The 13,570-nt window shown below is 66.8% G+C and carries 10 protein-coding genes and 1 other RNA gene; 2 read left to right on the top strand and 9 right to left on the bottom strand.

Annotated elements, in window-relative coordinates; all coding sequences use genetic code 11:
- Positions 1-144: 144 nt before the first annotated feature.
- From HG421_RS04780 to HG421_RS04745, 8 genes are all read right to left on the bottom strand, one after another.
- Positions 145-2,100: a response regulator gene (locus HG421_RS04780; protein ID WP_169705435.1), complete on the bottom strand. Its 1,956-nt coding sequence runs from the start codon at positions 2,098-2,100 to the stop codon at positions 145-147.
- Positions 2,090-2,965 carry a sensor histidine kinase gene (locus tag HG421_RS04775; RefSeq protein ID WP_169705434.1) on the bottom strand — a complete coding sequence of 292 codons (876 nt, stop codon included), beginning with the start codon at positions 2,963-2,965 and terminating at the stop codon, positions 2,090-2,092. The genes HG421_RS04780 and HG421_RS04775 overlap by 11 nt, the downstream gene beginning before the upstream one ends.
- Positions 2,962-3,972 (bottom strand): ATP-binding protein, encoded by a 1,011-nt coding sequence (locus HG421_RS04770; protein ID WP_169705433.1) that lies wholly within the window; start codon positions 3,970-3,972, stop codon positions 2,962-2,964. Before HG421_RS04770 ends, HG421_RS04775 begins: the two co-directional genes overlap by 4 nt.
- Entirely contained in the window at positions 3,963-4,358 is a 396-nt protein-coding gene (locus tag HG421_RS04765) for an ATP-binding protein (protein ID WP_169705432.1), read from the bottom strand. Before HG421_RS04765 ends, HG421_RS04770 begins: the two co-directional genes overlap by 10 nt.
- Positions 4,355-4,717, bottom strand: coding sequence for an STAS domain-containing protein (locus tag HG421_RS04760; protein ID WP_169705431.1), 363 nt, complete (start codon positions 4,715-4,717; stop codon positions 4,355-4,357). Before HG421_RS04760 ends, HG421_RS04765 begins: the two co-directional genes overlap by 4 nt.
- Before the next feature lies 1 nt (position 4,718).
- Positions 4,719-5,561, bottom strand: coding sequence for an STAS domain-containing protein (locus HG421_RS04755; RefSeq protein ID WP_169705430.1), 843 nt, complete (start codon positions 5,559-5,561; stop codon positions 4,719-4,721).
- Positions 5,562-5,924: 363 nt separating this feature from the next.
- On the bottom strand, positions 5,925-8,249 hold the full coding sequence (locus HG421_RS04750; RefSeq protein WP_169705429.1) for a hypothetical protein: 2,325 nt from the start codon (positions 8,247-8,249) through the stop codon (positions 5,925-5,927).
- A 22-nt stretch (positions 8,250-8,271) separates the two neighbouring features.
- Positions 8,272-10,140, bottom strand: a complete 1,869-nt coding sequence (locus HG421_RS04745) for an ATP-binding protein (protein ID WP_169705428.1) — start codon at positions 10,138-10,140, stop codon at positions 8,272-8,274.
- 214 nt (positions 10,141-10,354) lie between these two features.
- Between HG421_RS04745 and HG421_RS04740 the strand changes: the two genes are divergently transcribed.
- A non-coding RNA gene (locus HG421_RS04740) (sX9 sRNA) lies at positions 10,355-10,426 on the top strand.
- A 61-nt stretch (positions 10,427-10,487) separates the two neighbouring features.
- Here the strand turns inward: HG421_RS04740 and HG421_RS04735 are convergent.
- Positions 10,488-11,843, bottom strand: a complete 1,356-nt coding sequence (locus tag HG421_RS04735) for a helix-turn-helix transcriptional regulator (protein WP_211161822.1) — start codon at positions 11,841-11,843, stop codon at positions 10,488-10,490.
- 916 nt (positions 11,844-12,759) lie between these two features.
- On the opposite strand from HG421_RS04735, the gene HG421_RS04730 reads away from it, so the two are divergent.
- Entirely contained in the window at positions 12,760-13,554 is a 795-nt protein-coding gene (locus HG421_RS04730; RefSeq protein ID WP_169708091.1) for a winged helix-turn-helix transcriptional regulator, read from the top strand.
- Positions 13,555-13,570: the final 16 nt, after the last annotated feature.

Raw genomic sequence — 13,570 nt, 5'->3', positions numbered from 1 at the left:
GCCGCGCGCACGATATGTCAGTAACGTTGCAGCGAGGTGGCAGCGATCACCGTGTCCGGCAGCCAACCTCTGCGCGCGGCGATGCTCCCGGCAGCGGCGCGGTGCCTGCACGCGCGGCGCTGCCCGACGCGGCCGGCGCCACTGCTACGTGCGCGCCAGCGCGCTGCTGTCGAGCATCTGCCCGACGGTATTGAGCAGGTCGTTGAGGCTGAAGGGCTTGGGCAACATGGCCATGCCGTCGGCCAGGAACTCCTGCCGGGTGATCGCGTTTTCTGCGTAGCCGGTGATGAACAGGATCGGCAGCCCCGGTCGCAACACCCGCGCCAGGTCGGCCATGTCGCGGCCGTTCATGCCAGGCAAGCCGACATCCGACACCACCAGATCGATCGATACATCGGTGCGCAGATGGATCAGCGCGCCGTTGGCATCCTCGGCTTCGAGCACGAGATAGCCGGCATCGGTGAGCACCTCGCTCACCATCATGCGCACCACGTCGGTGTCGTCCACCAGCAGGATGCGCGCATTGTGCGTACGCGGCGTGCTCGGTGCCGGCGCCGGTGGCAGCTCGCTGGCGGTCAGCCCACGCGGCAGCAACAGCGTCACCGTGGTGCCCTCGCCCACCTGGCTGGCGATGCGCGCGGTACCACCGGACTGACGCGCAAACCCGTAGGTCATCGACAGCCCCAGCCCGGTGCCTTCGCCGATGGGCTTGGTGGTGAAGAACGGCTCGAACACCTGGTTGAGGATGGCCGGCGCGATCCCGCTGCCGGTGTCGATCACCTTCACCGCCACATACTCGCCGTCGTCCAGCTCCGGGTCGTCGAGCGCGGTATGCGCGGTGGTCTGCACGCGGATGCTGCCCTGGCCCTGCATCGCATCGCGGGCATTGATCACCAGGTTGAGCACCACGTTTTCCAGCTGGTTGGCATCGGCCACCGCCACCAGCGTGGCGTCGGCCAGTTCCAGTTCCAGCACGATGTTTTCGCCGATCGACCGGCGCAGCATGTCTTCCAGCGAACGCACGCGCAGGTTCACGTCGAACGGCTGGGTATCCAGCGATTGCTTGCGCGCAAACGCCAGCATGCGCTGGGTCAGTGCCGCCGCGCGGTGCGCCGAGCCGGTGGCGATCTCGGCCAGCCGTGGCACCCGCTCGATGCGGTTGGATTCCACTGCCAGCTGGATCATGTCCAGGCCGGAAATGATGCTGGTCAGCAGGTTGTTGAAGTCGTGCGCGATGCCGCCGGTGAGCTTGCCCAACGCTTCCATCTTCTGCGCCTGCAGCAGCTGGATTTCGGTGCGTTGCCGCTCGGCGATCTGGTGCGCCAGCTCGGTGGTGGCAGTATCCAGTTCCTGCCGCTGTTCGCGCTCGCGCAGCCGCTGTTCGGTCACGTCCTGGACCATCAGCAAGCCCAGGTCCGGCTCGCGGTACGGCGATACCCGCCATTCGGTCTCGCGTGCCCGGCCATCGCGCAGCAGGGTCAGGGCGCCGCTCCAGCGCTCGCGCTGCCGCAGCGCGGTGGTCAGCGCCTGCACGGTCGCGGACTGGTCCAGCCCGGCGGCCTGGATCGCCTCGGCCGGGCTGGCGCTGCCGATCAGGCGCTGGAACGCCGCATTGACCTCGTGCGTGTGCAGCTGCGCATCGACCACCGCGATCGGTGCGCTGATGTGTTCGAAGATCTCGCGAAAGCGTGCCTCGCTCGCCCGCAGCTCCTCTTCGGCGTGGCGCGCGCGCAGCAAGGTGCGCAGCGTGGCAACCAGCACGTTCGGGTCCACCGGATGGATCATGTACGCATCGGCGCCGGCATCCAGCCCGGTGATCATGTCGCCGGTGGCGATCGAGGCGGCCGAGACGTGTACCACCGGCAGCAACGCCGTGCGCGGCTCGGCGCGCAGCGCGCGCACGATATCGAAACCGCTCATGTCCGGCAGGTTGACGTCCAGCACCACTGCGGCGAACGACTGCGCGCCCAGCTTGGCCAGGCCATCGGTGCCGGTGCCGGCTTCCTCGACCACGAAATGATGGTGCTCCAGCACGCGCCGCACCGAATAGCGCGTCACCGCATTGTCGTCCACGACCAGGATGTGCTGCTTACTGCCCAAGTGCCTTCTCCGCTGCTAGCGTCACCGGCAGCACCACGAAAAATTCCGACCCCTGCCCCACCACGCTATTGATGCCGACCCGTCCACCCAGCAGTTCGGCGAAGCGCTTGCAGATCGACAGGCCCAGCCCGGTGCCGGTCAGGCGCTTCTGAAACGGCGAGTCCACCTGTACAAAATCCTCGAACAAGGCTTCGTGAAGTTCCGGCGCGATGCCGATGCCGGTGTCCTGCACGCTGAAGCGCACATGGTGCTCGTCTTCCAGCTGCGCCAGCACGCGCACATGGCCTTGCGGGGTGAACTTGAGCGCGTTGGAAATGAAGTTGCGCAGGATCTGCGCCAGCTTCTTGTCGTCGGTGTAGAGCATCGGCAGCACCGGCGGATCTTCGAAGATCAAGGTGGTGGTGCCGACATCGGCGAGCGGGCGGAACATGCCGCGCAATGCGGCGAACAGGTCCATCAGGTCGAACCAGCCCGGCGAGATGGTGATGCGCCCGGCCTCGATCTTGGCCAGGTCCAGCAGATCGTCCACCATCTCGCTCAGTTCGCGCGTGGAGGCGCTGACGAAGCGCACCTGCTTGAGCTGCTCGTCGTTGAGCGGCCCGTCCATGCCGTCTTCCAGCAGCCGGGTGATGCTCAGGATCGAGCCCAGCGGGGTGCGGAACTCATGGCTCATGTACGACAGGAAGCGGCTCTTGAGCTCGGACACATCGCGCAACTGCTCGGCTTGCTGGTCGAGCTCGGCGTACAGGGCGAGCACGCCCTGGTTGGTTTCTTCCAGCTCCTCGCGCAGGGCCTGGTTCTGCTGGCGCAGGGTCTCCAGCTCGGCCAGCGGATCGCTGGGCGGTACCGCGTCGGATGCGTTCATTGCAGGCCTCCCAGGCGCATGACGAAGACGCAGGCATCGTCGCGGCCGCGTGCGTAACCGCGCGCCAGCACCGCGGCAATGATGCGTGGATGGCGCGACAGCACGCCCGGGTGATCGCGCAGGTTCCAGCGCGATTGCAGGCCGTCGCTGTGCATCACCAACAGCTTGCCGGCGGCCTGCGGAAAGTCGAAGGGCTGCGCCTTGCGAAACTGCACCCCGACGATGCCGGGATGCGAGGGCATGCCGCGCACGCCGTCGCCATCGCACAGCGTCGCGGCGATGTTGCCCACGCCGGCGAAGCGCACCCGGCCGGTTTCACCGTCGAACTGCATCACTGCCGCGGCGCCTCCACGGGTGCCGGACATGGCGGCATGCAGCCGTGCGAGACGCTCGCCGGGCTCGCCGCTGGCCACCGCGGCGGCGCGGGCACCCGCATCGGCGGCATCGGCGGCGCCGGGCCCGTGGCCCAGGCCATCGATCACGGTGACGGTGGTGCGCTGCGCATCGATGCACAGCTGCCAGGCGTCGCCGCAGACGGTTTCGCTGTGCAACGGCAGGCGGATCGCGCCATAGGGCAGGTCCGCCGCCGTCTCCTGCGCGGCGTACACGCGCGCCAGCACCACCGCCCCGGTCGCGTCCGAATACGCATCCAGCAGCGTGGCATGCCGCTGCACGGTACCCAGCCCGTTACCGGGCGTGCTGCCGGTGGAATAGCCATCCGGCAGGCAGTCGGCGAGGACGAAGCCCGGGCCGTGATCGAGCGAGCACAATTCCACGCCAGGGCCATCGCGGCCGGCCACGCTGCACAGCTGCATCTGCCCGCCGCCGGCATGGTTGAGCAGGTTGGTGCACAGCTCGGTGGCCACCAGCGCCACGCGCCCGCAGGCGTCTTGGTCGAATCCGCAGGCCAGGGCCAGCGCCACCGCGTCGCGGCGCACCTGCCCCACCTGGGTGGACTCCTCGACGCGGATCACCTGGGTGAGCGCGCCGGCAACCGTCACTTCCATTTGGTGACGGTGATACGGGTGCCCTTGCCGGCCGCACTATCCAGCACGAAATCGTCCACCAGCCGACGGCTGCCGGACAGGCCCAGCCCCAAGCCGCTGCCGGAGGTCCAGCCGTCGGTGAGCGCCAGATCCAGGTCGGCAATGCCCGGGCCTTCGTCGCGAAAGGTCAGCTGCACGCCCTTGCGGATGCCGCTTTCGACCAGCGCCCAGTCCATGTCGCCGCCACCACCGTAGATCACGGTGTTGCGCGCCAGTTCGCTGGCCGCGGTGACCAGCTTGGTCTGGTCGACCAGCCGCAAGCCGCATTGCACCACCAGCTTGCGCACGGTCTGCCGCGCCAGCACCACATCCTGCTCGGTGCGGACCGGTTGCGAACCGGCGCTCATGATTGCGGGTCGGGTTGTTGCAGCAGGCGCATGCCGCGTTCGACATCGAGCGCGGTGCGCACCGACGGCAGGGTCAACCCCAGTTCGACCAGGGTGATCGCCACCGCCGGCTGCATGCCCACCACCACGGTCTGGGCGCCCATCAGCGCCGCCAGCCCGGAGATGGTGCTGATCATGCGGCCAATGAACGAATCGACGATATCCAGTGCGGAAATATCGATCAGCACGCCGCGCGCGGAGGTGGCGCTGATCTTCTCCGACAGGTCTTCCTGCAGCTGCAGCGCCAGCTGGTCGTGCATGTCCACCTGGATGGTGACCAGCAGCAGCTGGCCCATGCGCAGGATCGGGATGCGCTCCATGTCAGTCTGCCTTGCTCACGGTCACACCGGTGCGCTTGAGCGCCAGCGCCAGCGCATCGGCCAGGTTGGCCTTGGTCACGATGCCCTGCAGGTCCAGCCCAAGATGCACGATGGTCTGCGCGATCTGCGGGCGCACGCCGCTGATGATGGCATCGGCGCCCATCAGCCGGATCGCGGTGACGGTCTTGAGCAGGTGCTGCGCCACCAGGGTGTCCACGGTGGGCACGCCGGTGATGTCGATGATGGCGATCTCCGAGCCGGTGTCGACGATGCGCTGCAGCAGCGATTCCATCACCACCTGGGTGCGCTGCGAATCCAGCGTGCCGATCATCGGCAGCGCCAACACGCCTTCCCACAGCTTCACCACCGGCGTGGACAACTCCAGCATCTCTTCCTGCTGGCGCACGATGATGTCTTCGCGGGTCTTCTGGAACGTCTTGACGGTGTACAGGCCCAGGCGGTCGAGCAGCTCGGACAGCGCCCATAGCTGCTGGCCCAGTTCGTCCGGGGCACTGGCGTATTCGCGCTGCACCAGCGCGAACAGCACGCGCTTGAGCGAGAAGATGAAGTTGGCCGTTTCCTGCGAATCGAACCCGCGGGTGGCGCGGTCGCGCGAGAGGGTTTCCAGGAAGCGGCGGACCTCGCTCCACTCGGCGCTGTCCAGGCTGCTGCCATCGTCCTTCAACGCTGCCACCAGCAGATGCAGGAATTGCGCGCTCTGGGTTTCCAGCTCCTGCCGGGGCAGGCGCGCGTCGTTGCCTAGGTTGGATGCGAGCCAGGCGGCCAGCAAGGCCGGCTCCTGGCCACGAATCGCATCGATCGAGCGCTGCTGCAGTGCCACCATGAGATCACCCGCCAAGAAAGAAAGAGAGGCTGGGCATGCGGGCTGGACTGCGCCCGGATCGACGCGGCGCCCCCACGCCGAAGCGCAGCAGAATAAAGCAATTCAGTTTCGGCAACCAGCGACCGAACCTGTAGCGGTCAGCGGCGCCGACCCTGCAGTTTGACATTGCCGCAACGGCGGCGAACGTGCGCCGGCCCACGCCTGCGGACATGCGCCACATCGGTCCGCGCTGCACCAGTTCAGCGTTCGGATCTATTGAAGGTACCGCGGTGCAGACAGACAACGTCCGCCGCCGCCCCGACGCTTCCGATCGCCCGTCACCGGCCCGGCCACTCGAGCTGCACCCGCGCCCGGACCACGGTCTTACAGCCCGTAACGCTCCACCGCTTCCAGATGCGGGCGCGGATCCTGGTCGCAGGCCTCGGCCAGGCGCAGCCAGCACATCGGGTGCGACCAGCGCGAGGTGGTGCAGCGCAGGACGCGATGCAATTCCTGCGGCGACACGCTGTCCGGCAGCGCCACGGTGAACAGCACGCCCGGCAGGCCCGAGGTCGCATCGTCCGGGTCGAAGGCATCCGGCTGCTCAGGATCCATCACACGGTAGTCGCCGCGACTGTGCACCCACATCTTCCAGCCGCGCATTTCCATGTCCGCACGCATGGCCTCGACCACCTCCTGGCCCGGATGCACGCCATCCACCAGCCAGCTACTGCCGTAGCCGCCGCTCTCCAGCACATGCACCTGCGCATACGTCGGCACGAAGCGCTCGCGTTCGGCCTCGTCCTCCGGCGCCGGATACAGCAGCTCGGCATCGAACACCACCCAGTCACCGACATGCTGGCGCCGGTGCGCAGGCGCGTTCTCGATGATGCGTGCGGTCACCGGGCCGGTGCGGCGTGCGTAGTAGTCGGCCGCCTCGCCATCGTCCACGCAACGCACGATCACCCAGCCCCAGTCTTCCTCGACAACCCCGCTGGTGCTGCTCAGTTCCAGGCCGATCGCCGCAGCCGAGGCCCGCACCGCATCCCAGTCCTGTGCGGCGCTGGCGGCGGTCATATGGTCCCAGTGCGCCGAGCGCGGCTCGTCCATCACCGCGATCAACGTGCGGTAGACCGCGGCCGCCTCGGCAAAGCGTGCGGTGGTGAGATACATGCGCGCCAGCAAGCCGCGCGCGCCATGCGAACCGGGCGACACGTCCAGCAAGGCCGTGCATGCCTGTTCAAGCGCCGGCCAGTCGGCCAGCCGCTGCGCGAGTTGCGCCTCGCACCACAGCGCGGCCACCGGCACCTGCGGGCGATAGAGCTGCGCCAGCTTGCGCACGCCGGCGTCGTCGCCACGGGCCAGCAACAAATTCATCAGCCGGAAGGTCGGGCTGGTTTCGCGGTCGGCGTGGCGCTGCACGAAGTCCCACAGCAGCGCGATCGCCTGCTCGTCCGCCGCGCAGGCGCTCAAGGCCGACGCCGCGGTATCGACCAGCTCCGCATCGTCGGGCCGCTCGGCCACCGCCTGCAGCAACCACTGCGCCTCCTGCTCGGGGTTGCGCGCCGCATCCTCGCCTTGCGCGTTCAACCACTCCAGCAGCTGATCGGCCGGCACCGGCGCCGCCTCGCCCGTGGCCGCCGGCTCGATCCGGGCGGCCCAACGGTCCAGCGCCTGCGTGGCGCCACGGTCCTGCCGCAACTTGGGCAGGTGCGCGCGGGCGAGCGCCAGATGCCGGCGGGCCGTCCACACCGCACCCCGTTGCAGGGCCAGATCGATCGCAAGTTCTGCCGCCTCGATCAAAATGCGATGCGCACCGACCTGCGCGTAATGACCCAGCATCAGCTGTACGCGGCTCCCCAGGTCCCAGGTATTACGCTCGGGCGCATGCGTGACAAGCACCGCCACTGCGCGCAACCAGTGCAAGCGATAGCGTGGCGCCACCTCGCGCCAGGGCAGCAAGGCGTCCATGGCCTCGTCGTCGCGATTGAGCAGTGCCAGCGCACGCGCTTTCTGCAGTCGGCGCGGCTGGCTGCAATTGGCCCACTCTGCACCCTCGCGCGCCGCCTCGCGCTCGCGCTGTTCGATCAGGGCCAGCGCCTCCTCGGCGCGCCCCAGCGACAGCAGGATCGAGATGCGCATGTCCGGCACGCCGTCGTAGATCTGGCCACCGTGGGCCACGATGGTGTGCGACTGCTGGTCCAGATAGCGCAGTGCCGCATCGCCACGCCCGTCGTCGAGCAGGGCATCGGCTTTTTCGCAACTCAGGCACTGATAGCACGACCAACTCGGATCGATACGGCCCAAGGTCTCATCGCAGACCTCGATGCGCTCTTGCACCCAGCCCGGGCCATCGATGTTGGCGTAGCACGCCGCAAGATCCTGGGTCACGCAGACCGATTGCGGGCAGTCCACTGCGTCGGCACGGTGCGCGCGCTCGAACAGCGCCACCGCATCGCCCAGCGCGCGTTCGCCTTCGCACAGGTTGCCGACCCGGTTGCGCATCTCCCAATGGCCGACGAACACGTCCAGCCATGGATTGGCCAGCGTCTTGCCCAGCGCACGCGCCTCGGGCAGCAAGGCTTCGGCACGTTCGATCTGCAGATCGCAGATATGGTCGGTCAGGCGCGTCAGCAGCTGCGCGTTTTGCGGCTGCCCGGCTTCGCCCAGGTCGTCCTGCAGTTTTTCCACCCAGTTCCAGATTTCCATCGTCCGTCCTTCGGTGCGGCGCTCAGCGCGCCAGCAGTTGACCCACGGCTTCGGCAAGATCGCCGAAGGCCTTGTTGAGATCGGCCCCACCCGATTCGACGCCACCGGGCTGCGGTTGCGCGCGCCCCTGTGCCGCAATGATCACCTTCAGTGAGCGCAGCAAGCGCGCGGCGACCGCGGCTTGCGGGTTGCCATCGCGCTGCGCGGCCAGCAAGGCCTGCAGCGCGGGGTTGTCCAGATTGAGATACAGCCGCTGGGTCTGACGCGCTTCGATGCGCGCGGTGAACTGCCGCGCCAGCCGCAACGCAGCCGTCGACACCCGCTTGTCGTTTTCGTCCTGTTCCAGCCGGCGCTTGAGCTCGGCCTCGCGATCGGGCACCACCACCAGCGGCAATTCCGCAGGGCTGAAGTGTGCCGGCACCAGCGCTTCGCCATCGCCCAGGTGCTGTTCCAGCCATGCCAGTTCATCGGCCGGCAGGCTGTCCAGATGGAACAACTGACGGTTGCCATGCTCGGTTCCCAGCTCGACCAGGCGCACTCCCTTGGCCTGCGCCCAGCGGCGCAGAAACGGCACCACCGCATAGCGGTTGCCATACGCCACCGGCACGCCCATGGCACGGAACAGCATCTCCTCGAAGCCGCTGTCGCTGTCCAGGATTACGTGCACCGCGCCACGCGCCGGCAACTGCTGCGCCGGCAGGTCGCCCTGCGAGGTCGGCACCCGCACATGTTCCAGCAGCAATTCGAACAGGCGCTCGTCGCACAGTGCCGCACCCAGCAAGGCCTCGTTATGCCGCAGCAGGATGCGCCGCCACGCCTCCGGCTGCTGCCGCGCCACATCCGCCAGCCCCTGCACCAGGGCCTCGGACAGCGCATGCTGCACCGAGCTGTAGACCGCATCGCGCTGCAGGTCCTCGCGGCTTGCCGTCGGCGTCAGACGATTGGATTCGATCACCCCGCCGATGAAACCGGCCCACGGCGGCAGCAATTCGCGCGCGTTGTCGTCCAGCAGCATGCCGCGCAGAAACACCGATAGGTTACGGTTATCGCTGGTGCCGTAGGTGGCACCGTCCTGCACCCACAACAGGCCCACCGCATCGCTGCCCTCGTCCGCGCGGACCGGCATGCAGCACAAGGGCTCGAAGTTGCGCTCGAAGCGCGCAGCGAACTCGCGTTGCCGGCGCTGGGCCTGCACCGGATGCAGCGGCACTGCGTCATGGCTGCGCCACGGCGGCGGTTCGGGATTGATCGGCTGCGTAGTGGCACCAACCCAGATCGGCTCGCGCAACAAGGCGCAATAGCGCGCCAGGATCTCGTGCAGGCGACCGTCCTGCGCCAATGCCAGGTATTGGTCGTGCAGCTCCAGCACCACCTCGGTGCCCACCTGCGCACGCGCCGGTATCGGGCTCACCGTGTAGTGCTCGGCATTGCTGGAGATGTAGCAGTGGCCCAGGGTCGGCGTCTGGTAGGAGGTGGTACGCACGGTGACACGGCGTGCCAGCACGAAGGCCGACAGGAAGCCCAGCCCGAACATGCCGATCAGCCCGCTGTCTTCGTGCCCACCCTGGCGCAGCCCGCGGGTATAGCCCACGCCCACGGTGGCCAGGTAATCATGGATTTCCTGCTGGGTGAGCCCGGCGCCGGTATCGACGATGCGCACGATCCCTTGCGCCGGATCGGCCTGCACGTGGATGCGCGATTCACCCTGCCACTGCGGCTGTTCCAGGCGGCGCCGCAGGATCGAGTCGTGCGCGTTCTGCACCAGCTCGCGCAATGCGACCACCGGCGTGGAATACAGATGCTTGCTCAGGACGGACATCAATCCATTGAGGTCGACGCCTGCGCGGCGGATCTGTGAGGCGTCCGTCGCCTCGGAGATAGGATCTTGCATGATCGTCGTCGTTTCCTTGGCGGCAACGCCCACCCTCGGACGCGCCTCCTGAGTGGCAGTGCGAGCCGGCAAGGATAGCCGCAAGCCATCTTGGACGCACGTCTCACTTTGGCTCCTGCCCTACCCTGCGTGCCGACGACGGTGCCTGCATCAGAGCAGCGAACAGACCTATGGCGCGGCCGCCAGCCGGGCGCGGCAGGTGGTCGGAATCGGCATGTACCACGCGTGCCGGTTCCTCCACGCCATCCGCACCCGCCTGACGACCGCTCGCTACGCCTTGTTAGCCGCTCCTGATGCAGGAAACGACGCGCACGGCCAAGAGCTGCCGCCCGGCCGTGCGCGGCCGACTACCGCTGCAAGGTTTCCATCGGCGCCTCATTGAAATGCTGGCGATACCCCTTGGCGAGCGCTGAACGGCTGCCAACGCCCCAGCGGCTGGCCGCCTGCAGCACGCTGCCGCAACCGCCCTCGGCCAGCAGTTCGTCGCGGATGCTCTGCATGCGATAACGCCGCAACACCTGGGTCGGCGACAACCCGGTGGCCGACTTGAATGCCTGCTGCAACGCACGCCCTGTCACCCCGATCTGCGCGGCCACCTCATTGATCGACAGATCCGAGCGGTGCGCATTGGTGATCATGTAGCTGTAGGCACGGCGGTACTTGGCCGGCAGGCGCGCGGAGATATCGTCGCTGACATGCGCCGGCGTGCCGCTCTCCAGCAAGCGCGGCGCCTGCACTTCGCTGCGCAGGCATTGCACCGCACCCAGCGCGTAGCGGTTGTACAGCAGCAAGGCCTGTTCGGTACGCCCCAGCGCCTGGCTGATCTTGGCCTGGCAATACTCGAACTCCAGATTCCAGCGCGGTGCATGATGCCGGCCGGCACCGGCCAGGGCACGCTCGGCCAGGTCGGCCCGACCCACCGCCAGGGCGGCCAGTGCCAGCTCCACCTGCGCATCCTGCCGCGCGCACGGCGGGCAACCGTTGGCCGCCGCCGGCAAGGCGTCGATCTGTGCGTCGAAACCAAAGGTGTCGCCGCCGGCAATCCGCAGCAGGTTGCGGACATGCCGCATCCGCTGCGCAAGCACCGGCATGCTTTCGGCCAGATCGGCGATGCAGGCACGCAACTCGCTCGGTTCGAACGCATGGGCGGCGTCTTCCTGGCGCAACGTGGCCTGCCAGAACACGTGGTCGCTCATGCGGTCGGCGCGGCGGATGCGCAACTGCGCGAGCATGTCCAGGCGCAGCGCCGTGGCGATCCGCAGCCAGTCGGATGCGCCGCTTTCCAGTTCCGACAGCACTTCGTGGGCACGCTCGAGCGTTTGCAGCGCCAGGGTGCTCTGGCCAAGATGGAAATGGGTCAGGGCCTTGCCGAGCAAGCCTTCGCCACCCAGGCACGCCGGCGTGTCGCGGTCCATTGCAAGCTGCGCAAAGCAGTTCAACGCGGCGCTTAAACGACGCTGGCTCAGCATCAGCCATGCGGTATTGCGGCACGACAGCAGGCGTAGCTGGCGCTGATGCCCGCGCATCGCCTTCAAGGCATGCCGGTAGGCATCTTCGGCTTCTTCTTGGTACTCGAGTATCAACAACGCATCGCCGCTGGCACCCAGCAGGGTGACTTCATCGTCGGTCCCTTGGGGCGTTCCCTGGCCGTCACGGCGTTGTTGAAGATGTTGCAGACCTTGCGGCCAGGCACCAACCAGCATCCTGCTTGTATAGGTAGGAAGACGATCTGCATACGACAACGCGGAGATCGCTGCGAAGTAGGTGGAAAGGATCATGCCAGGCTCTCTCATAGGGGGATGAGCAAAACAGGTTGCGCCGGTCTCGCTGGCGCAAATGATTGTATGCAGGGGATCCAATGGAATTTCTCACTCGAGAGCGCAGCAAAAATCAAAAAATCTCACTCTGTCTTCCCGTGCATCGACCGTGCGTTCCTGCCTATGCCGAACGCTTTCACGAGCGACGGACATGATGTCTAGCGCTGGACACTTCCTACCATTCGAATGGGTATTGAATAAGGACGACTGCTGCGCGCTGCGCGGTGTTCCAGCAACGTCTGCCAACGCGCCGGCTCGACGCGGATATCCCTGCGGTGCCGATCGCCAAGCGTCCTGCACTCGGCGTCAGATACCAGGCGCGGCGTCCGCACCGTGGACAATGGACCGGGACCGTGCAGATGGCCACCCACCGCATGCAGCTATTCCATACAGGCGGCGAGACCATCCAAATCGCAATACCTTGGTCTAGACCTCTGCAGACCAATCTGACCTCCTCTGCCCGGATCTGCGAACGGGCTTGGGATACAAAGAGCGCCGCAATAGCTGCTTGCACCGCTGGCGTGTTGAGCCCATGCCCTAATCGTTAGAGCTGTTGCACGCGGAGATGAGCGTCGGTTAAAGGCGCCGACCCAAACCCGAACAAAAGTGCGCGGCCATGAAACTTTCTGCCGTCGGAATGGTACATACCATTCGTCCGACCTCGGTCAGACGCTCCTCCCTGGCAGCCCGGATGGTTGGCAATGCACCTCTCTCTAGATGTGGGTTTCACCTTGGCGCCCGCGGTCCGTCGCCGACATCCCACGCACGACTGGTACGTGTGCCGTCTTGGGAAGGCCGGCTAATGCACGGCGCGCCTCCCCCCGGCAAGCAAGGATCGGCTTTCCTGTTGACGCAGGATGCGCGTCTGGCCTCGCAGGTCAATGCGAGCCTTGCCCCGCTGGGTGCACAGTTCGCGGTGTTTTCCGACGAACTCGAGCTGCTGCGCTCGTTGCGGCATTCGCCATGCGAATTGCTGATCTTCGATGCGACCTGTGTCGCCTCGGACGACAGCTCGGTGCTGGCCTGGCAGCGCTGCCACAGCGGCCAACCCACCCCGTTGATCGTGCTGGGACGCTTCGACAGTCCCGACGATATCCTGGCCTGGTACCGTGCCGGTGCCCAGGAAGTGTTGGCGCTCCCATTCAATTCGCATGAGCTGCAGGTGCGCTCGGCGCTGGCGATCTCGCCGGTGGCCCATACCTGCCAGGAATCACAACATCTCAGTGTGGGCCCGTATCGGCTGATCCGCGAAGAGAACACCGTCTATCTGGACGGCAAGCCGATTGTGCTGACGGCACGCGAGTTCTCGATTGCCTGGCTGCTGTTCTCCAGTCCCGGCGTCTGTTTCCGCCGCTGCCAGTTGGCCAAGGCCGTTTGGGGCAGCCATACCGAATTCACCGACCGCACGATGGAACAGCACATCTACAAGCTGCGCAAGAAATTGCAGCTGTGCAACCACAACGGAGCGGTCCGCATCAGGACCGTGTATTCGCACGGCTACAAGCTGGAACTCGCCTCGCAGGACAAGGACCCGCTGATACCGGGCAAGAGCACCGGCACCGGCTCAAGCACCGCCCATCATGCGGCTGCCTGCTAACGACGCTTTCGGGCAG

Origin of the sequence: Xanthomonas campestris pv. badrii (assembly GCF_012848175.1) — a bacterium.
GTDB classification, from domain to species: Bacteria; Pseudomonadota; Gammaproteobacteria; order Xanthomonadales; family Xanthomonadaceae; genus Xanthomonas; species Xanthomonas campestris_C.
Note: the sequence above shows the minus strand (reverse complement) of the source record. Positions and strands in the feature narration are given on the sequence as shown.

Bases quoted from the DNA above. Each gene is read 5' to 3' on its own strand.
- HG421_RS04775 (WP_169705434.1), bottom strand. From the start codon at position 2,965: ATGAACGCATCCGACGCGGTACCGCCCAGCGATCCGCTGGCCGAGCTG.
- HG421_RS04770 (WP_169705433.1), bottom strand. From the start codon at position 3,972: ATGGAAGTGACGGTTGCCGGCGCGCTCACCCAGGTGATCCGCGTCGAG.
- HG421_RS04765 (WP_169705432.1), bottom strand. From the start codon at position 4,358: ATGAGCGCCGGTTCGCAACCGGTCCGCACCGAGCAGGATGTGGTGCTG.
- HG421_RS04760 (WP_169705431.1), bottom strand. From the start codon at position 4,717: ATGGAGCGCATCCCGATCCTGCGCATGGGCCAGCTGCTGCTGGTCACC.
- HG421_RS04755 (WP_169705430.1), bottom strand. From the start codon at position 5,561: ATGGTGGCACTGCAGCAGCGCTCGATCGATGCGATTCGTGGCCAGGAG.
- HG421_RS04750 (WP_169705429.1), bottom strand. From the start codon at position 8,249: ATGGAAATCTGGAACTGGGTGGAAAAACTGCAGGACGACCTGGGCGAA.
- HG421_RS04745 (WP_169705428.1), bottom strand. From the start codon at position 10,140: ATGCAAGATCCTATCTCCGAGGCGACGGACGCCTCACAGATCCGCCGC.
- HG421_RS04735 (WP_211161822.1), bottom strand. From the start codon at position 11,843: ATGCTGGTTGGTGCCTGGCCGCAAGGTCTGCAACATCTTCAACAACGC.
- HG421_RS04730 (WP_169708091.1), top strand. From the start codon at position 12,760: ATGCACGGCGCGCCTCCCCCCGGCAAGCAAGGATCGGCTTTCCTGTTG.